This window comes from Xanthomonas codiaei (assembly GCF_002939785.1).
Lineage (GTDB): Bacteria > Pseudomonadota > Gammaproteobacteria > Xanthomonadales > Xanthomonadaceae > Xanthomonas > Xanthomonas codiaei.
On the sequence record NZ_MDEC01000027.1, the window covers coordinates 1 to 20,458 of the forward strand.

12 protein-coding genes and 1 tRNA gene are annotated in these 20,458 nt (G+C 65.4%); 7 read left to right on the top strand and 6 right to left on the bottom strand.

All coding sequences use genetic code 11. The features are described 5' to 3' along the window. Positions 1–5,270: non-ribosomal peptide synthetase (locus tag XcodCFBP4690_RS23295; protein WP_146091933.1), on the top strand; the 5,270-nt coding region annotated here is incomplete at its 5' end. Positions 5,271–5,323: 53 nt separating this feature from the next. Here the strand turns inward: XcodCFBP4690_RS23295 and XcodCFBP4690_RS16940 are convergent. Both XcodCFBP4690_RS16940 and XcodCFBP4690_RS16945 read right to left on the bottom strand, forming a co-directional pair. Further along, positions 5,324–6,151 carry a 4'-phosphopantetheinyl transferase family protein gene (locus XcodCFBP4690_RS16940; RefSeq protein ID WP_244183691.1) on the bottom strand — a complete coding sequence of 276 codons (828 nt, stop codon included), beginning with the start codon at positions 6,149–6,151 and terminating at the stop codon, positions 5,324–5,326. Positions 6,152–6,241: 90 nt separating this feature from the next. After that, positions 6,242–6,325: transfer RNA gene (locus XcodCFBP4690_RS16945), tRNA-Leu, on the bottom strand. Between the two features lie 141 nt (positions 6,326–6,466). Here XcodCFBP4690_RS16945 and XcodCFBP4690_RS16950 point away from each other — a divergent pair. Continuing rightward, the gene (locus tag XcodCFBP4690_RS16950) at positions 6,467–7,759 is read left to right on the top strand and encodes a nucleotide sugar dehydrogenase (RefSeq protein ID WP_104542715.1); all 1,293 of its coding nucleotides are present in this window, start codon (positions 6,467–6,469) and stop codon (positions 7,757–7,759) included. On the opposite strand, the gene XcodCFBP4690_RS16955 is transcribed toward XcodCFBP4690_RS16950, so the two are convergent. After that, entirely contained in the window at positions 7,743–9,005 is a 1,263-nt protein-coding gene (locus tag XcodCFBP4690_RS16955; protein ID WP_104542717.1) for a TIGR03862 family flavoprotein, read from the bottom strand. The genes XcodCFBP4690_RS16950 and XcodCFBP4690_RS16955 overlap by 17 nt on opposite strands. Positions 9,006–9,016: 11 nt before the next feature. After that, entirely contained in the window at positions 9,017–9,448 is a 432-nt protein-coding gene (locus XcodCFBP4690_RS16960) for an FKBP-type peptidyl-prolyl cis-trans isomerase (protein WP_167394680.1), read from the bottom strand. A gap of 59 nt (positions 9,449–9,507) precedes the next feature. On the opposite strand from XcodCFBP4690_RS16960, the gene XcodCFBP4690_RS16965 reads away from it, so the two are divergent. The 3 genes from XcodCFBP4690_RS16965 to XcodCFBP4690_RS16975 all read left to right on the top strand — a co-directional run bounded on the left by XcodCFBP4690_RS16965 (position 9,508) and on the right by XcodCFBP4690_RS16975 (position 11,633). After that, positions 9,508–9,873, top strand: coding sequence for a DUF6164 family protein (locus XcodCFBP4690_RS16965; protein WP_104542719.1), 366 nt, complete (start codon positions 9,508–9,510; stop codon positions 9,871–9,873). A gap of 142 nt (positions 9,874–10,015) precedes the next feature. Beyond that, positions 10,016–10,777: a sulfurtransferase gene (locus tag XcodCFBP4690_RS16970; protein WP_104542721.1), complete on the top strand. Its 762-nt coding sequence runs from the start codon at positions 10,016–10,018 to the stop codon at positions 10,775–10,777. Between the two features lie 208 nt (positions 10,778–10,985). After that, the gene (locus XcodCFBP4690_RS16975) at positions 10,986–11,633 is read left to right on the top strand and encodes a response regulator (protein ID WP_064509526.1); all 648 of its coding nucleotides are present in this window, start codon (positions 10,986–10,988) and stop codon (positions 11,631–11,633) included. 115 nt (positions 11,634–11,748) lie between these two features. Here XcodCFBP4690_RS16975 and XcodCFBP4690_RS16980 read toward each other — a convergent pair whose 3' ends face one another. Both XcodCFBP4690_RS16980 and rne read right to left on the bottom strand, forming a co-directional pair. After that, positions 11,749–13,110 (bottom strand): DUF1963 domain-containing protein, encoded by a 1,362-nt coding sequence (locus XcodCFBP4690_RS16980; RefSeq protein WP_167394681.1) that lies wholly within the window; start codon positions 13,108–13,110, stop codon positions 11,749–11,751. Positions 13,111–13,713: 603 nt separating this feature from the next. Continuing rightward, positions 13,714–17,421 carry a ribonuclease E gene (gene rne / locus XcodCFBP4690_RS16985; RefSeq protein ID WP_104542725.1) on the bottom strand — a complete coding sequence of 1,236 codons (3,708 nt, stop codon included), beginning with the start codon at positions 17,419–17,421 and terminating at the stop codon, positions 13,714–13,716. Between the two features lie 409 nt (positions 17,422–17,830). Here rne and XcodCFBP4690_RS16990 point away from each other — a divergent pair, with 409 nt between their 5' ends. Both XcodCFBP4690_RS16990 and XcodCFBP4690_RS16995 read left to right on the top strand, forming a co-directional pair. Then, positions 17,831–18,817, top strand: coding sequence for an RluA family pseudouridine synthase (locus XcodCFBP4690_RS16990; RefSeq protein WP_104542727.1), 987 nt, complete (start codon positions 17,831–17,833; stop codon positions 18,815–18,817). Between the two features lie 153 nt (positions 18,818–18,970). Further along, the gene (locus tag XcodCFBP4690_RS16995; protein WP_104542729.1) at positions 18,971–20,335 is read left to right on the top strand and encodes a DUF1963 domain-containing protein; all 1,365 of its coding nucleotides are present in this window, start codon (positions 18,971–18,973) and stop codon (positions 20,333–20,335) included. The last annotated feature ends 123 nt before the right edge of the window (positions 20,336–20,458 follow it).

Sequence of the window (20,458 nt, forward strand, 5' to 3'; positions counted from 1 at the left end):
TGCCGGCGCCGGATGCGGCGCATCGTCTGCAGGGCTACGAGCCGCCGGCCGATGCGGTGGAGCAGACCCTGGCCGAGATCTGGCAGTCGGTGCTGGGGGTGGAACGGGTGGGGCGGCACGACAACTTCTTCCAGCTGGGCGGGCATTCGTTGCTGGCGGTGACGCTGGTGGAGCGGATGCGTCAACACGGCCTGAGCGCAGACGTGCGGGTGCTGTTCGGGCAACCGACGCTGGCCGCGCTTGCGGCAGCCATCGGTACCGCCGGCGATGTGGAGGTGCCGCCCAACCTGATCCCGCCCGACTGCCGGCGCATCACCCCCGAGTTGCTGACGCTGGTGGATGTGTCGCAGGAGGCGATCGACCGCATCGTGGCCACGGTGCCCGGCGGTGCGGCGAACGTGCAGGACATCTATCCGCTCGCACCGCTGCAAGAGGGCGTGCTGTACCACCATCTGGCGGCACGACAGGGGGATCCGTATCTGCTGCACGCACGCCTAGCCTTCGATAACGAGGCACGCTTGCGGGCGTTTGCGGCGCTCCTGCAACGAGTGGTCGATCGCCACGACATCTTGCGCACCAGTGTCGTATGGGAGGGGCTGGATGCGCCCATGCAAGTGGTGTGGCGAAGTGCGACGCTATGCTGCGAGCCAAGCGATATTGATCCAGTCAAGGGCGATGTACTTGCGCAGCTGCAGGCGCGTTTTGATGCAGCTCGCTATCGTCTGGATCTGCGGGCAGCGCCCTTGCTGCAACTGCATTACGCGCCAGACCCAGGACAGCATCGCCTGGTCGCCGTCTTGTTGTTTCATCATTTCGCCCTGGATCATCAGGCACTGGCTGTTCTGCGCTCGGAGATGGAGGCGTTGCACGCTAGCGACGGCGTCGGTTTGCAGGCCGCAGTTCCCTATCGCAACTATGTCGCGCAAGCATTGTTCGAGAAGACCGAAGAAGAGCACGCGGCGTTTTTCCGGCAGCGCTTGCAGGATGTACAAGAGCCGACGTTGCCGTTCTCTGTCAGCCGGTATCCTCGGGACGGCGAGCCGCTCCAGGAAGCCGGTATCAGGCTGGACGCGCCCTTGAGTCAGCGCCTGCGCCGACACGCGCGCGCGCTTAATGTCAGTGCGGCCGGGCTGCATCATCTTGCCTGGGCCATGGTGCTGGGCGCCACATCCGGACGCGACGATGTCGTCTCGGGAACCGTTTTGCTTGGTCGCATGCGTGGACACGCAGGGGTGGAACGTGCAATGGGGATGTTCATCAATACCCTGCCAGTTCGCATCCACCTCGACCAGAGCGTCATCCTGGCCGCACGCCAGACGCATGCGGAGCTGACAGCGCTGATGGCGCATGAGCATGCGCCGCTGACGGTGGCGCAACGTTGCAGTGGTGTCGCCGAGTCGGTTCCGCTGTTCAGCGCGTTGATCAATTACCGTCACAGCGTCGATGTGGAGGCGGCACCGTCAGCGGCGGCGAGCCTCGCCTGGGAGGGCGTGCAGGCACTTGGCAGCAGCGAGCGGACCAATTATCCGCTGACCTTGAATGTGGATGATCTGGGCGAACAGTTCGCGTTGACGGTGCAGGCAGTGGCAGAGATCGGAGCAACGAGAATCTGCAACTACCTGATGACCGCACTTCATCGTCTGGTCGATGCCCTGGACCACGCCCCGGACCTTGCTCTGCAAGACCTCAGCGTGCTTCCAGACGCCGAGCGCGCGTGCATCCTGCAGACCTTCAATGCCACTGCGCGGGACTATCCAAGAGCGCAGACCATCCACGCGCTGTTCGAGCAGCAGGCCGCGCAGTGTCCCGATGCACTCGCCGTCATCGACGGGACGCGGGAATACAGCTACGCAACGCTCAACCGGTGCGCGAACCGGCTTGCGCATCAGTTGATGAAGCACGGCGTTGGGCCGGGCGACCATGTGGCGATCTGCCTGAACCGCTCCTTCGACCTTGTCATGGCGCAGTTGGCGATCAATAAGTGCGCCGCTGCCTATCTGCCGCTGGATAGGCAGGCGCCGCAGCAGCGTCTGCAGCAGATGCTCCAGGATAGCGGCGCACGATGGGTGATCAGCTGCAGTACGCAGACACTACCAGACGGGATCGGCCGACTGGACCTGGATGTGCTGGATCTCAGCGGGGTAGCCGAGCACGATCCGCAGCTTGCGCAATCCAGCACCGACGTCGCCTACCTGATGTACACCTCCGGTTCCACCGGGCAACCCAAAGGGGTGCTGGTACCACATCGGGCCATCAGCCGCCTGGTCTGCAACAACGGCTATGCGGAATTTCTCGCCTCCGACCGTGTGGCGTTCGCCGCCAATCCCGCATTCGACGCCAGCACCCTGGAGGTGTGGGCACCCCTGCTCAACGGCGCATGCGTACTGGTGATCGACCAGGACGTGCTGCTCTCACCGCAACGGTTCGCGCAGGTGTTGCAGGCACAAAGAGCTACGGTGCTCTGGCTGACGGCAGGGTTGTTCCATCAGTACGCGCCAACCTTGATGCCGGCATTCGCCCAGCTGCGCTACCTGATCGTCGGTGGCGATGTCCTCGATCCAGCGGTCGTGTCCCGTGTCCTGGACGAGGGCGCGCCGCAGGCCTTGCTCAACGGCTATGGCCCGACCGAAACGACCACCTTCGCCACGACGCACCGGATCACCGAGCGCTCTGCGTCTGCCATTCCGATCGGGCACCCGATCGGCAACACGCGAGTCTATGTGCTCGATGCCCAGCGCAGGCTGGTGCCGCTCGGCGTGGTGGGCGAGCTCTACATCGGCGGGGATGGCGTGGCGCTGGGCTATCTGAATCAGCCTGAGCTGACCGCCGAGCGCTTCGTGCCGGATCCCTTCAGTGCCGATGCCACTGCGCGGATGTATCGCACCGGCGACCTGGTCAGTTGGAGTATGGACGGCACCCTCAACTATCTGGGGCGCAACGATGGGCAGGTCAAGATCCGCGGACTGCGGGTCGAACTCGGCGAAATCGAAGCGGTGCTGCGCACGCACCCGTCCATCGCCGCGGCGACGGTGGTGCAGAGGAAGGAAGACGATGGATCCAGCAGGCTGGTGGCGTACTATAGCACCACCCCAGGATCATTGGTGCCGGGCGCAAAGCTCTTGCGAAGCCATCTACAGGCCGGACTGCCGGACTACATGTTGCCTGCGGCGTATGTCCATTTAGACCAGCTGCCGCTCACGCCCAATGGAAAGCTCGATCACAAGGCGCTGCCGATACCACCGTCCGAAGCATTCGTCAGTCATGGCCAAGAGCAACCTCAAGGCGCGATCGAGCAGCGCCTGGCAGCACTATGGACCCAGTTGCTGCAAGTAGAGCGGGTTGGGCGATACGACGATTTCTTCGAGCTTGGCGGGCATTCGTTATTGATCGTCCGCCTCAACGGCTTGCTGGAGCAGGCGCAGTTGACGATCCCGCTCGGCGAACTGGTGCAGCATTCGACGCTAGCGGCCATGGCGCTCGCCATTCAACGCCACCAGCGTGATAGGCCCGAGCTGCACAATCCGTCGAGATCTGCGGTAGTCAGTGTACGGACCACCGGTTCGCAGCGTCCGCTGTTTCTGGTGCACGATTTCACCGGGATGGATCTCTACTTCTCGGCGCTGGGTCAACATATCTCAGCCGATGTGCCGATCTACGGACTCTCTGCGATTCCACTGGGCGAGCCACAGCCAGCCACCATGGAGGAGCTGGCAACGCGTTTGCTTGCAAGCCTGCGTGCAATGCAGCCGCAGGGGCCATACCGCATTGCCGGTTGGTCCTTCGGTGGGTTGCTTGCGTATGAGATGGCTTGCCAACTCCTGGCGTGCAACGAGCAGGTGGATTTTGTCGGTCTGATCGATACCTATCACCCAGCACGAATCGATCTAGGCCCTGCCTTCCATGTGCCGGAACTCACTCAGCATTATCTGTTGTTGCAACATTGTCTTGATGCAGTGTCCGAGCACGACGATCCTCAATCCTCAAGGCGTTGCCTTACTGCGCTGATCGAACAGGTGCAGCACTGGGAGCCGAAGGCGCTGCTTGCGATTTGTCGTGTGCGTGGTTGGCTGCCCAGGCATTGGGCAGGCCATGGCGACAGCGCGCTGCTGAATTATCTGGCGCGTGAGGCCGGGCATGGCCATGCGCAACGCCACTATGCGCCGATGCCGATCACGATGCCGGTGCATTTGTTCACAGCGACGCAGGCTTTGCCAGCGCGAGGCGCCAGTGACGCTGCACTCGGCTGGAAAGGCCTGCTGCCGGCGCCGATGTTGAAGCAGGTGATGGTGCCGGGCGATCACCACACGATGCTCGAACACCCCCATGTCGTGGTGCTCGGGGCTGCTCTCAATGACGCGGTTGGCAAGGCACGCACGCCATCGAGACAGCGACGCGACGTCCATCATCCGTTGAGTTGCATCCAGAAAGGGCTGGCCAGGCAGGTTCCGATCGTCTGCGTCCCGGGTGCTGGCGACAATGTCGCCGGGTTCGTCGGTCTATCGTCTGCGCTCGGCCAGTCGTGGCCGGTCTATGGGCTGCAGCCGCGCGGCTTGGAGGGGGGGCAGCTTCCCTATGGCAGCGTCGAGGTCGCGGCACAGGCGTTTGTGCGTGCCATGGTGGAGGCACTGCCGGATCGACGCGTGCACCTGATCGGGCATTCTTTCGGCGGCTGGATCGCCTACGAAATGGCGTGCCTCCTCAGTGCGCAGGGCTTCGTCGTCGCCTCCGTGACATTGATCGATTGTGAGGTGCCTGGCCACCCTAGCGCTGCGGCGAGAGGCTATACGGCCAGCGCCGTGCTCGAACGCCTGATCATGTCGTTGCAATCGGCAAGCGGCGTCAACTTCGGTATCGCGCTGGAAAGATTTCGGTATTTGGACCAGTCGGCGCAACTGCAGGAGGTGCATGCGGGAATGGTTCGCGCCGGTATGTTGCCGAAGCGGTCGGTGCCCGATGCGATACGCGGCATGGTGCAGGTATTCGGTACGGCGTTGCGCACCGCCTATGTGCCGACCGCGCGCTTCGACGGACCGTTGCAATTGGTCCTGGCAGGCGATCCGACGCTGGATGCCGAGCACAACCGCCTTGAGCATCAGGCAAAGATCGCCGGCTGGAGCGCGCTTGCCCCGCAGCTGCGCATCTGGGATGGCCCCGGCGATCACTTCACCACACTGCGTCCCCCGCATGTGCAGCAGCTTGCGAAGTGGTGGCTGCACACCAACGAGACCGAGTCGCGGGAAGGGGCAAACAACGCGCTGACACTGCCATGATCAAGCCCTTCGCCAGCTGCGAAACCGCAGCTGGCGCCTCGCGGGCGCGTCGCTCACCAGAGCCGATAGGTCATGACCGTCTGCCCATCCACCAGGCCCACCCCGACATCGCACAGCTTTCCCGATGGCAGCTCAGCACAGAGGTGCTCGTGAAGGCGCAAGCGAACCCATCCATCACCCAGGTTCATTGCGACCACCTGGGCACTCGAAAAGTCGAAATAGCGTCCGACTGCGGCAAAACTGGCCTTGAAGAAGGCTTCCTTGGCGGAGAAGGCGATCGTCAGCAGAACATCCAGCGGGTGGCCGGTCGATGCGCAGATCGATTGAAGAAGCGACAGTTCCGCGCGGTTGACCACGGTAGTCAACAAAGCCTCGTGCGCGCCTGCGTCGATCACCTGCTCAAGGTCGATGCCGACTCCGCGCCACCGTCCCCGCGCCGCCACCGCCGCCGCCGCAAGGTGGGCGGTGTGCGAAATGCTGCCGACCGCCGTCGCCGGCCACACAGGCTCGCGTGAGTGTCCGCTGGCAATCTGAAGCGAGCTGTCGACAGGGATCAGCGATTGCTGACGCAAGGCCAGCCGCGCAGCCAGCCGGCCGAACACGTACTCCGCCTGTCGTTTGCGAACGCTGCGGGCAATGTGGTCGGGACAGGCGATGTCGCAGATCGCAAACGCATCGGGCGAAAACTGCTCAAGCTCGAAGGCGACCAGTTGTGCGATCAATGGGCCAGCACCCGGGCAGGGCAGGGAGTACTGCCAGCGTCCACCGATGGCGGGTATGCCGTCGATCAACGGGTCGACGGGTGCCGGGGTCCGAGGCAAGAGCGTGGCAAAGACCGGCAGGGCGCTTCCGTCGGGTTGCCTCCCGCACACCATCGACATCGCAGTCCTCCGGCGGTTTGTCTGATCGGGCACTGTACGGTCCACCAGGCGGGATGCGAGCCGCGCCGGTTGGCGGCCGATCCAAAAACGTGCCCGGGGCGGGGGTCGAACCCGCATAGCCTCACAGCTGAGGGATTTTAAGTCCCTTGCGTCTACCAATTTCGCCACCCGGGCATGGCGATAGCGTGCCTGATTGCACGGCGATTGTGAATCTCTGGACGAAAGCGGGCGCATCTCCGGTCCTGGTACGCCGTGCGCTATGCTGCCGCCGCACAGGCGCGCGATATCCGAACGCGCACGATTCCAAGGAGCTGCATGTCCGGCCAGACGCTTTCCCATCCACTGCAGGCGCGTATCGCCGTCATCGGGCTCGGCTACGTTGGCCTGCCGCTGGCCGTTGCATTCGGCGAGCAACGCGACACGTTGGGGTTCGATATCGACGCGCAGCGCGTCGGGCAATTGCGCGATGGGCACGACGCCACCCTGGAACTGGACGATGCAGAGCTGGCTGCGGCAACGCAGTTGCGCTACACCGCCACCGCCGCGGACCTGGCGAGCTGCAGCGTGTTCATCGTGACGGTGCCCACGCCGATCGACAGCTTCGAGCAACCGGACCTGGAACCGCTGCGCAGCGCCACCACCCTGATCGCCGCGGCGCTCAAGCCCGGCGATCTGGTGATCTACGAATCGACCGTCTATCCGGGCACCACCGAAGAAGTCTGCGTACCGCTGCTGGAAGCAGCATCCGGCCTGCGGTTCAACACCGATTTTTTCTGTGGCTACAGTCCGGAACGGGTCAATCCGGGCGACCGGCAACGGCGACTGCGCGATATCCGCAAGATCACCTCCGGCTCGACGCCGCAGGCCGCCGATGCGGTCGATGCGCTGTACACCAGCATCATTGCCGCCGGCACCTGGCGCGCTCCATCGATGCGCGTGGCCGAGGCGGCCAAGGTGGTGGAAAACATCCAGCGCGACGTCAATATCGCGCTGGTCAACGAGCTGGCGTTGATCTTCGACAAGCTCGGCATCGACACGCTCGATGTGCTGGAAGCGGCAGGCACCAAGTGGAATTTCCTGCCATTCCGCCCGGGGCTGGTCGGCGGGCATTGCATCGGGGTGGACCCGTACTACCTGATGCACAAGTCGGAAAGCGTGGGCTATCACCCCGAGCTGATCCACACCGCGCGCCAGGTCAACAACCGTGTGGGCCGCCACGTGGCCGAGCGGGTCTGCGGCATGCTGGCGATGCGCGGCGTAGCGCTCGCGCAGGCGAGGGTGCTGGTATTGGGGGCCACCTTCAAGGAAAACTGCCCGGATCTGCGCAACAGCCGTGCGCTGGAGCTGGTGCAATTGCTGCAGGCGGCCGGCGTGCGGGTCGACACCTGCGATCCCTGGGCCGACCCCGCAGAAGCGCTGCAGCATGCCGGCGTGCAGTTGTGCGAAGGCCCGGAGGAGGGCGCCTACGACGCCGTCGTGCTGGCGGTGGCGCATGCGCAGTATCGCGACTACGACGCCCAGCGCATTGCTGCACTGGGCAAGCCGGGTGCGGTGGTCTACGACGTCAAATCGGTATGGCCGCGGGCGGCTGTCAGCGATCGGCTGTAGCGCGACCGCGTTTCCGCTTCAGCCAGTCGATCGCCCCGAACGCCGCGCGACGCCCGCTGGCGAAGCAGGCAGTCAGCAGATAGCCGCCGGTCGGTGCTTCCCAGTCGAGCATTTCGCCGGCGCAGAACACGCCGGGGCGCGCCAGCGCCATCAACTGCGTGTCCAGCGCTTCCAGTTGCACGCCCCCGGCCGAGCTGATCGCCTCTGCGAGCGGGCGTGGCCGCAACAGGCGCAGCGGCAACTGCTTGAGCGTACGTGCGACCAGGTCCGGATCGTCGCCGGCCTGCTTGCCCAGCAGTTCGTAGACCAGCGCGGCCTTGACGCCTTCGATACCAACCTGACGACGCAGATGCTCGCTGAAACTGCGCCCCTTGCGTGGCCTGGCCAACTCGGTGCCGACGCGCTCCAGAGAACGGTCGGGTAGCAGATCCAGCGCCAGTTCCGCCACGCCATGCGCATCGATCTGAGTACGCAACTCCGCCGCGATGGCATAGATCAGGCTGCCCTCGATCCCGGTTTCCGTGATCACGCATTCGCCTTGCAGCGTGTGCTGCACGCCGGCGCTGTCGCGCCAATGCGCAACCACCGGTTTGAGCGGCGCACCCGCATGCCGTTGCGCGAAATGCGCACTCCAGTCGAGATCGAAGCCGCAATTGGCCGGCACCAATGGGCGCACGGCGATACCGTGCTGCTGCAGCGGCGCCTGCCAGGCGCCATCGGAACCGAGCTGCGGCCAACTGCCGCCACCCAGCGCCAGCACCGTTGCATCCGCCTGGCCATGGATAGTGCCGGCGGGCGTGGAGAATCGCAGCGCACCGTCATCGCTCCATCCCAGCCAGCGATGCTGCACGTGGAAGGCGACGCCCTGCTCCTTGAGCCTGCGCACCCAGCCGCGCAGCAGGGGCGCGGCCTTGCGATCGATCGGAAACACCCGCCCGGAGCTACCGACATAGGTCTCCACGCCCAGCCCGCGCGCCCAGGCGCGCAATGCGTCGGCATCGAACTCCTGCAGCCATGCGGCCACAGCTGGCGCACGCTCGCGGTAGCGCTGGGCGAATAGCGGCATCGGATCGGAATGGGTGAGATTCAGCCCGCCCTTGCCGGCGATCAGGAATTTACGTCCCACCGACCCTTTTGCCTCGTACAGGTCCACGGCCATGCCGGCAGCGCAGGCCACTTCCGCGGCCATCAGCCCTGCAGGCCCGCCGCCAATGACCGCCAGCCGCGGCCTGATCGCATCCATCATCAGCTTCGGACTCAGCGCGGCTGCACGCCGAGCAGTTCCACATCGAATACCAGTGAAGCGCCCGGCGGTATGACGCCGCCCGCGCCGCTGTCGCCGTAGCCGTAGTCCGGCGGGATCATCAAGGTGCGCTTGCCGCCCACGCGCATACCGGCCACGCCATCGTCCCAGCCGCGGATCACCTGGCGGCCGCCCAGCACGAACTGGAACGGCTCGGCGCGATCCAGCGAGCTGTCGAACTTCTTGCCGTGCTTGTCGGCGGCTTTTTCGTCGTATAGCCAGCCGGTGTAATGCACCGTCACCAGGGAACCGGGCGTGGCCTGCGCGCCGGTACCGACGGTGCGGTCGATCCGCTCGAAACTGGCGATGGTGCCGCCCGAGGGCGGCAGGGCAGGCGCACAGCTGGCGAGCAGCAGGGCGGTACAGAGCATCAGCACGAGGCGCATGGGCGTATCCAGGAAGGCAGACGGCCATTATCGCACCTGGCTCCCGTTATCATCGCCTCATGGCCAAGCTGCTGCTCAACCTGCGCAATGTTCCCGACGACGAAGCCGAGGAGGTGCGGGCGCTACTGCGCGAGCATCTGGTGCAGGTCTACGAAACCCGTCCCAGCAACTGGGGCGTTTCCGCAGGCGGCATCTGGCTCAGCGACGACGCCGACTATCCGCGGGCCAAGGCGGTGCTGGATGCCTACCAGGCCCAGCGCGGCGCGATCGCACGCGCACAGCGCCAGGAGGCCATCGCTGCGGGTACTGCGGAAACCTTCGGTGCGTTGCTGCGCAAGCGCCCGCTGTTCGTGATCGCGACGTTGCTGGGCATGCTGATCGTCGCATCCCTGGTGTTGCTGCCATTCCTGTTGCTGCGCGGCTGACCGCCCCCGGGCGCCATCGGTGCAGGGGCGTATCGCATCCGAGCGCGCAATGGCGTGATGCGGCAGGCGCATCCAGGTCTGCTCGGCGCACCAGATCCGGCGAGCGCTCGCTACCCGGCGGCTGGCGTTTTAAAATGACCGGATGATCACCAATACCGCGGCCTATCAATTCGTTCCCATCCACGGCCCGCAGCACCTGGCCGACAGCGTGCTGGCGCAGGCGCAGCAGCAGGAACTGAAGGGTTCGGTGCTGATAGCGGAGGAGGGCATCAACCTGTTTCTGGCCGGAGAAGCGGACCAGATCCAAGCATTCTATCAATGGCTGCAGGCCGACCCGCGCTTTGCGCAGATGCGCATCAAGTACAGCCAGAGCGCGCAGCAGCCGTTCGCACGGCTCAAGGTCAAGGTCAAGCAGGAGATCATCAGCTTCCGCCGCAACGACGCCTCGCCGCTGCAGGGGCGTGCGCCTGCGGTCACGCCTGCGGTGCTGCGGCAGTGGCTGCGCAACGGGCAGGACGACCAGGGACGCCCGCTGGTGCTGCTGGACACGCGCAATGCGCAGGAAGTGGCCTACGGCACGTTCCGTGGCGCGCTCACCTTGCCGATCGACAAGTTCACCGACCTGCCGGCCGCACTGGAGCCGCACCGCGCAGCATTGGCCGACGCCACGGTGGTGAGTTTCTGCACGGGTGGTATCCGCTGCGAGAAGGCCGCCGTCTGGATGCAGGCCGATGGCATGGACAACGTGCTTCAGTTGGAGGGAGGGATCCTGGGCTATTTCGAAGACGTCGGCGGCGAGGGCTATGACGGCCGCTGCTTCGTGTTCGATGAGCGTGTCGCACTCGATCCCGAGTTACGCCCCTTGGTGGACAATGCGCGGACCACCGAGCCAGTGAAAATCTGACCGGGCGCGACTGCGTTGCCCGATATGGCCTGCATTGCAGGCGCTTGCATCATGCGAACACACCGCGCGACACAGGCAAACACGTGTCGCTGCCCGCAGAACGAGCGTCCATCGCTCTAACTCTTGCGTAATACGTCGCATCGAGCTTGCCCTGAATTATTCACGGAGCTAGGCTGCATCAGCCAGCCGCACAGCGAGGACAACAAGGATGACCATCAGAGTTTTTCTGATCGACGATCATGCACTCGTGCGTACCGGCATGAAGATGATCCTGTCCAAGGAAGTGGACGTCGATGTGGTAGGCGAGGCAGAAAGCGGCGAAGCGGCGCTGCCGCAGATCCGCCAGCTCAAGCCCGATATCGTGTTGTGCGACCTGCATCTGCCCGGCGTGAGCGGGCTGGAAATCACCGAGCGCATCGTCAAGGGCGACTACGGCACGCGCGTCATCATCGTGTCGGTGCTGGAAGACGGCCCGCTGCCCAAGCGGCTGCTCGAAGCCGGCGCGTCCGGCTATGTGGGCAAGGGCGGCGACGCGCACGAGCTGTTGCGCGCGGTGCGCGAGGTCGCGTTGGGGCGGCGTTATCTGGGCAATACCATCGCGCAGAATCTGGCGCTGTCCAACCTGGAAGGCGGCGGCTCGCCATTCGACGCGTTGTCGCCACGCGAGCTGGAGGTTGCCTTGCTGCTGACCCAGGGGCTGCGCCAGGAAGACATCGCCAAGCGCCTGAATCTGAGCGCCAAGACCATCAATACGCACAAGGCGCGCCTGTTCGAGAAGGTCGGCATCCAGGACAACATCGCGCTGGCGCGGCTGGCCAATCAGTACGGCCTGACCGATCCTTCGAGGATTCTATAAGCCGATCCCCTGCATGCAGCGTGCTGCTCGCAGCGCGCCGCCAGCTCGGTCGAACCATGGTGCCGGGTCGGCCGCCGCCTGCCGCCGCGGTGCGCTCGCCGTCCCGCCCGCGGCGTCAGCTGGATTCCACCAGCGCATAGATCCGCGAAAACTCGCCCTTTGCGGCGTCCTGGCGATGGGCCAGGAAGAGGTAGTCGCCATGGTCGGAAAAGCTGAAGTCCGCGCCGCCTCCCGAGGCCAGCTTGAGCAGGACGAACCAACCATCGGGGGCGGCGATGTCGGTCCAGCCCTGTCTGGCCGCATGGGCCGCCGCCAGCGCCTGAATGCTCTGCCATTCGTCGATGCCGCACACCCCGAACATCTGGTGCTGTGGACCGTCGCCGACCTTGAGCTGTTCCGCCAGCGCCAGCGCAAACCCGGCTAGATCGTCTATCGCTGCGGCTGCATCGATGTCCGGATTGCCGCTGACGGCAGGATGCAGGGGCGCGCTGAGCGATCGCTCCAATCGCAATGCCTGTGCCGATCGGCTGATCTCATATTCGGAGGCGAATGCCATCACCGCCTGACCGTCACGCCGGAATTGCAGGCGTCCGTGGGCGTCGGTGTCGACAGACAACCCGCCCACGCTGGCGCCGTTGGCAACGAAGCGCTGCCGCTCGCTGTCCCAGACGACCATGCGCGTCGCCGCTTCGGTGGTGTCGATCGCATCGTCGGGGAGGGCGTGGGCCACCAGCGTGGCGTCGGATGGTGTGAACACGACTCGCCAATCGGAATAGTCCGATCCGGTAAAAAACCCCAGCAACCCCGCTTCGGGCAGGACTTCCGCACGCTCCGGCAGTTCGGACAGCTGGATCTGCGCCAGAAAGTTCAGGTAGAAACCGCTGGCATCGCGTGGCCAGTCTTGACCTGCGGCAAGGTCGGGGCCGCCGCCGACACGGCTGATGCCGATGCTGTTCGCATCGGCAACGCCGAGCTCGGTGAGGCTAACAGCGGGCAGTACGATCTGGCGCAGGAACTCGCGCTTGTCATCCAGGCCAAGCATGGTAACGACAGCGTCGAAGCGCGCCTGGACATCGGCGACCGGTGCGTGCAGGCGCGTGGCATCGGCAGCGCGTGCCACCGCCTTTTCGCGCGCCTGTTGCGCTTGCGCGGCGGTGTCCATTGCGTGCTTGATCTGTGACAGCGCCGCCGCCTGTTCGGCATCGCTTGCGAGTTGTTCCTTGCCGGCCGCAATGCCCTCCAGCTTTACCTGGATGGAGCCGAGCAGACGCAGGAAGTCCGCCTCGACTGCCGCCCGATCGACCTCGCTCGTCATCGCGGTGGCGTGATACCAGGTGCGGCCATCGGGCGCGACCAGCACCACGCGCAATCGATACCAATCCCTTACTTGCTTGGTGTCCCAATCTTCGAGGCGCCCCTTGAGGGTGACCATCTCGCCGTGCATTCCGGAAAATGTCACCGCCTTGCGCTCGATCACCGGGTCGTCGTCGCGCGTCAGTTTGGTCAGCCAGCGCTGTGGCGACAGCTTGCGCTCGGCGGCAGCCGTCCACACACTGATCTGCGGCGAGAACGCGGTCTGCTGCGCGTGCCTGAGACTGATCGAGCCGCCGGACACGCGCGTGCTGTCGAAGATCGGATTGGCTTCGATGGAAAATTCCGCTGTCTCGAGACGTTGCATCATCGCTGTTCTCCGTTTGGGCTGCCCCGCGTCTGGAGGGCGAGGCGCCTGCTGGGCCGATGATAACGGTGCGCGTCAGATGCGGATGTGCAGCCCGGCGCTGCGCGTGATCACGCACGCGACCTGCCAAGCGCCTTGCTGCGAGAACGAGCCAAAGGCGCCTGCAAGTTCCAGCCGTTGTCGCGGCGCAACGCACGAAGGGCTCTCTCATCATCCCGCGCGAACGTGCTGTCGGCGCACTGCGCACAAACGCAGTGACTGAAACCCGTGGCGGGGTGTCCGCCGTTGCATGCGCAGTGCACCGTCTGCAAGGCGCACATAGAAAAACAGCGGCCCGAAGGCCGCTGTTTTTCATGCCGACATGGCCCTTGGCTCAGGCCAGCTCGATCGCTCAGGTGAGGATCAGTGATCGCCACGCGGCTTGTTGCTGTCGTCGTCCTGCGCCGTGTCGGCGTCGGGCGACTGGGCAACCGGCTTTGCTGCCTCGGACACGATCACCGTCGGCTTCGGCTTGTCTGCCAAGGTCTCCTGCGTTGCGGCAGGAGCTGTCGACGCTTGGCTGACCGACGATGCGGGTGCTGCAGCATCGCTGGGGCTAAGCGCATCGAGCAGTGTGGTCTGCACCGGAGCATATGGCTTGCGCACCGGTGCGGCGTCTGCCGTGGAACTGGTCGGTACGACCGCCGCAGTGGAGGTGACAGCTATCTCGGCCGGCGGTGCCTGCGGGGCAGACGGCGCGGCGTGCGGCGCCTGGACCGTGACCACTGCCGCCTGCGCCGCTGGCGTCGCTGACGCAGGCAGATCGGCAGCAGGCTTTTCGGTGGTCGCTTGCGCCGGCGCCGACTGCACCGCAGGCGTGGCAGCGCCTGCCGAAGCAGCGTGCTCCTGCTTGTCGGTTTGCGGTGCAGCGGCCTTGTCGGCCACGGGCGCGGCGGCATCGGCCCGTGCGGAGGGCCGGCGTTGAGAGCCAGCCTCGACCTCTGCTGCCACTGGCGTCACAGCAGCCGGCGCCGGTGCCGTGGGCGCAGTGGCCGGTACCGGTGCGGGGGCCGTAGCGCCGGTCACCGCTGGTACTGCGGTGGATGCCGGAGTGCCGGTCGCAGCTGCAGGTGCCGGGGTGGCAATCGGTGCCGGAGTGGCGGCCGGTGCCGGGGCCGGGGAGACCTGCGGAGCGACCGGAGCCGGGCGCTGCTCTACCGACTGCGTTGCAGCGGCGTCTGCATCAGCCGCCGTCGACGGCGTCGTAGCCGGGACGGGCTTGGCAGGTGCATCAGTGGCAACAGCCGGCGCCACGGGACGTTCGCGCGCGGTGTCAGCTGCGGCCACCGGTGCCGCTGCCGAGGGCTGCGGGGACGGCACCGCGCTGGAAACCGGCGCGGTGGCCGAGGCTGTATCGCTGCCGCCTTGCGGCTCTGCACGCTCCTTGGGAACCGGACGCGGCCTGGCTGCTGCCTGCGTGGCGGGTTCGGACTTCGCCCGCGCAGCCGGTGCTGGTGCATCGTCGTCGAAGTCGAACTCCGGCTGGCCGGCGCGCGGCGCAGCGGAGGCCTGGGCCTGGGGACCGGCATCGTCGCCATCGCTCTCGCCGTCGAGATCGTTGTCGGCATCGCCGTCCAGATCGTCGGCTTCCAGGCCATCGACGCTGCCGCCGCCCTCGCCGTTGGCACCGGCACCACGCCGACGGCGACGGCCGCCACGACGGCCGCGACGACGGCGGCTTCCGCCTTCGCCGTTGGCCGCATCGTCGCCTGAAGCGTCCTGGGTCGGCGCAGTTGCAGTGGCGTCGGTACCACGGTCGGCAGTGGATTCGCTCACCACGACCTCCACCGGATGCGCCGGGGTCGCCTCGTTGGCGTTGGTCTGCGTGTTGACCGGGGCAGCTGCTTCGGCGATGGCCGATACCACGCTCGACGTCGTTGCCGTTGCGGCAGTCGCGGTGGCGGCCTGCGCTGCCACCGCAGTCTCATCCTGGCGCTGCTGACGCGGTTGACGCTCGGACGGCGCGCCATCCTGCTGGGCAGGCGCACGCGGCGGGCGCGGGGACTGGTTCTGCGGCTTGGGCTTCTGCTGCTGGGGCTGCTGCGGTTGCTGCTGCTTCGGAGCCTGCGCCTCGTTGCGCGGGGGCTTGGGCACCTGCACCTGCTGCTGTGCCTGGGCGCCGTTCTGCGCACCCTGGCCGCTGGCCGGCTGGCGGCGCTCGTCGCGACGCTCCTTATTGGCGCCGTTGCCATTGCCATTACCGCCATTGCCGCGGTTCTGGCCGCCGTTACGTGCATCGCGTCCGTCGCGGCGCTGACCGCCACGCTCACCGCGCTCGTTGCGATTCGCGCGACCGGCATCGTTCTGGCGCGGGCGCGGAGTCGCCTCGGGCGCAGGAGCGACCGGCTCGACACCACCGAAGATGCGCTTGAGCCAACCGACCACGCCGGTGACCGGCGTCGGAATCGGCACGGTCACCACCGGTGCCGGCGCAGCGACGGGCGCGACCGGGGCAGGGGCCTCTTCGCGCAACGGCGCCGGCTGGCTCGGCTTGATCGACGTCACCGCCGGGGCGGCCGGGATGTTCAACTGCGCCGTGGTCAGCGCATGCACCGGCAACTTGCGCGGGGTGCCGCGCTGATAGCTCGGCTTGCTGCTGTCTTCGCCCAACTCGTTCTCGCGCAGGCGCGTGACTTCGTAGTGCGGGGTATGCAGCTGCTCGTCGGCGACGATGATGATCGGCGACTCGTGGCGTTGCTCGATCTCACGCAGCGCGCTGCGCTTTTCGTTGAGCAGGTAGTTGGCGATTTCCACCGGGGCCTGGACCAGCACCTGCCCGGTGTTCTCCTTCATCGCGTGCTCTTCGGCCACGCGGATGATCGACAGCGACAGCGACTCGACGCTGCGCATGCGGCCATGGCCATCGCAGCGCGGGCAGACGATCTGGCTGGATTCGCCCAGGCTCGGCCGCAGGCGCTGGCGGCTCATTTCCATCAGGCCGAAGCGCGAGATGCGGCCCAGCTGCACGCGCGCACGGTCGTACTTGAGCGCGTTCTGCAGCCTGTTCTCGACTTCGCGCTGGTGCTTGGACGAGGCCATGTCGATGAAGTCGATCACCACCAGGCCGCCGAGGTCGCGCAGGCGCAGCTGGCGCGCGACTTCCTCGGCCGCTTCCAGATTGGTCTGGAACGCGGTTTCCTCGATGTCGCTGCCCTTGGTGGCGCGAGAGGAGTTCACGTCGACCGCCGTGAGCGCTTCGGTCTGGTCGACCACGATCGAGCCGCCCGAGGGCAGGCGCACGTTGCGCTCGTAGGCGCCCTCGATCTGCGACTCGATCTGGAAGCGGTTGAACAGCGGGATGTCGTCGGTGTAGTGCTTGAGCTTGCGCAGGCTCTGCGGCATCACCTGCTTCATGAACTCCTGCGCGTCGGCAAACAACTCCGGCGTGTCGACCAGGATCTCGCCGACATCGGCACGCAGGTAGTCGCGCAGCGCGCGGATGATCAGGCGCGATTCCTGGTAGATCAGGAACGCCGCCGGCTTGCTCAGCGCCGCCTCGGCGATCGCCTTCCAGGTCTGCAGCAGGTAATCCAGGTCCCACTGCAGTTCTTCGGCATCACGGCCGACACCGGCGGTGCGGATGATCACGCCCATATCGTCGGGGATATCGAGCTTGTCCAGCGCTTCCTTCAGCGCGGCGCGGTCTTCGCCTTCGATCCGGCGCGAGACGCCACCGGCGCTCGGTGAATTGGGCATCAGCACCATGTAGCGGCCGGCCAGCGAGATGAACGTGGTCAGGGCGGCGCCCTTGTTGCCGCGCTCTTCCTTGTCGACCTGCACCACGATTTCCTGGCCTTCGCGCAGCAACTCGCGAATGGTCGACTTGTTATGGTCGACGCCGGCCTGGAAATAGTCGCGGGAGATTTCCTTCAGCGGCAGGAAGCCATGGCGCTCGGCGCCATAGTCCACGAACGCCGCTTCGAGAGAGGGCTCGAGCCGGGTGATACGGCCCTTGTAGATGTTGGACTTCTTTTGTTCCTTGGACGGCTGTTCGATGTCGATGTCGTACAGGGTCTGGCCGTCCACAATCGCCACGCGCAGCTCTTCGGCCTGCGTTGCGTTGATCAGCATTCGCTTCATTGTTGCGTTCCTCGCGCGCTCTACCGCGCGGAACGCCGTGACGTTTCGCCTCTGGAACAGGTCGCCGGCCTTTCGCGCAACGCGCGGACAGGCCTGGCTAGGGTTTCCAGCGCTGCAACACCACGGCAGGCCGCGGGAGCGCTTCTCTTCAGTTTTTTAGGTGTTTCAGGGCCGGCGCTGCGTCCGGACGATACCGGGGCCGCGCACGGGACATGTTCAACGCAACGGTCAAGACCGCTGGCGATGGCCGGGCAAGCCGGTGAGCCGCTAACATGGCCGCCCCGGGGGCGGTGGTCGCGCACTGTGCCGGAATCATCGGAAGTCAGGCTTCTGGCCAATCAACTTCCAACGAAATCAAACCCTTATCTCGCTTGCCGAGTGTAACAGAATAAACAGCCGGATGACCGACCCCCAGCCCCCCAAGCCGCCTGCCGACCGTGTGGGCGTGCGCATTCTCAAAGTCCCGGAAGACCGTGCTGGGCAGCGGCTGGACAATTTCCTGCTCGGCCAGCTCAAGGGGGCGCCGCGCAGCCTGATCTACAAGCTGGTGCGCAGCGGCCAGGTGCGCGTGAATGGCGGGCGGGCCAAGGCCGAACGCAAGCTTGAGGGCGGCGAAGAAGTGCGCATCCCGCCGGTGCGAGTGAACGAGGAGGGCGACAAGGCCGCGCCACCGTCGTCGTTCCTGGCCCGGCTGGAAGCGGCGATCGTGTTCGAGGACGCGCGCCTGCTGGCGCTGAACAAGCCTTCGGGTGTGGCCAGCCATGGCGGCAGCGGGATCAGCTTCGGCGCGATCGAAACCCTGCGCGCGCTCCGCCCGAACCAGAGCCTGGAACTGGTGCATCGGCTCGACCGCGATACCTCCGGCCTGCTGATCGTGGCCAAGAAGCGCTCGGCACTGACCGAGTTGCAGGCACTGATGCGCGAGGACGACCGCGTCGAAGGCCGCGGCATCACCAAGCGCTACCTGACCCTGCTGGTCGGGCGCATGCCCGATGGGGTGATGACGGTCGATGCGCCCCTGCATATCGGCCTGCGCCAGGGCGGCGAGCGGCACGTGCAGGTCAATGCGATCGGCAAGCCCTCGCTGAGCCACTTCAAGTTGCTGGAGCGGCGCGGCGGGCATTCGTATTGCGAGGTCCGCATCGAGACCGGGCGCACCCACCAGATCCGCGTGCATGCCCAGCATCTGGGCCACCCGGTGGCCGGTGACGACAAATACGGCGAGGCCGAGGTCAACAAGCGCCTGCGCGATCAGCTTGGCCTGAAGCGGCTGTTCCTCCATGCCGCGTCGCTGGAGTTCGCACTCGACGCCGGCAAGACTCCTTACGTGCTCAACGCGCCGCTGGCGCCGGAGCTGGCCGAAGCGCTGGACCGCCTGGGGCGTTGACGCGGCCGCCGCGGTGGCATGGTGCTAAGAACCCGGGGTATCGACTAGGCGTCATGTTACGACGGCTGCGTGGAGAGATGTGGTGGTCCAGTTTCGAACACCACTTGGCTGTGATCTGTGTCTTGTCCCGTTACTGCATGGAGAACCAACCCAATGGAAATGAAAGCGCATTCCCCGTACGACGCGAGCCTGCGTGACCATCAGGCGGAACTCGCGCTTGATAGTTATTTCGATAAACACCGAAAAACAGGCATTGTTCTGCAGCGGATTTATCCTCCAACCGCATTCCCGCGTGTGCGCAGCCGGTTAGGTGGCTTGCCGCAGTTGCCGCAAGGCCTCGAATGGCCTGTGGGTGAGAGCTATGGAGAGTCGGCACCAATGCATTTCATCGCACAGATCGACTGTGCGGAGTTACCGCGCATTGATACGTCGATGCCTCAGCGAGGCATGTTGTTCTTCTTCGCCGTGAACGACGAAGAGCAGATCTGGGACACCGACAAGCCCCAGGACCGTGTCAGGGTGCTGTACGCAGAGGATGTGCCAGAGCAGCAGCCGGAGCGCCAAGCCCCGGAGCAGTTGCGTCCAATCCTGGACATTGACGCAGCAGACAGTCCGTATTCGGAACCCGGCTGGCTGCTACCTGGTGAACGTGGCCCGAGACTACAGGTGCGATGGCCCTTGGTCGCCCGCCGTATGGACACTTGGCCACAGGGGATGCTGCTGCAGGATGCCCCTCCGGGAAACGACACGAACGCCTACCTGCGACGGTGGTCGGAACTCCGATTGGGAGCGGCGGTAGCAGCAACGGGGCTGATGCCTAAAGCTGGCGCCATTTTCCACTGGGAACGGCCGCTGTCCGAATCCTGGAAATTTCCTGCCCAATGGCTGGGTTACCAGGGAGATTTTCCGCAAGTGGGCATCATCATTGATCGCCTGGCGCGAACCATCGGTAATGCACGAAGCAGAAAAACTCGCCATTTCGATGCGCATCCCGATGTACTGGAGTGGGTGGAGCGTGCCAGCCGTCTCGGATGGGGAAATGTTCCTGACGAGGCGACCAGACAGGCATTCAGAACGTGGATCGTTGACCAGATAGGGGACGATCCCGACGGCGCGACACTCACCGACGTCACTATGGGCCGTGCCTTTACAGACGGTCTGCTAGCCACGGTTGCACACATTGCCAGCCTGCCGGAAGCGATCCCCCTAATTCCAGCCTGGCTCTACCGGGATCTGGAAGGCGAGCACTTGCCATATGCGGAAAGCCATCGTTATTACCCCGATGGCCGGAGGCGTTGCGCCGAGGTGAACGTCCACCAGATGCTGGGGCACGTTCCGCTGTTACAGGGGGCCATGCCTGATATCGAGGGAGATCCGATCTGTCTGCTGCAGCTTGGGTGGGATCCTGCCATAGACCTTAAGTTCGGGGATTGTGGTCAAGCGACTTTCTGGATCGCCAGGGAGGATCTGGAAGCGCGCAACTTCGAGCGTGTGGCAGCTGTGGTGGAGGGGCATTAGAGACTGCCCAACGGCACTCGCTCCGGCTCCGCGTCGCTGAAACACTGGCTGGCCCTCCAGGGCGGGGGGCGGCTGCCTGCGCCGGTTCGAAGGCAAGTGCTGCTTGCGAGCATCAGTTTGGAC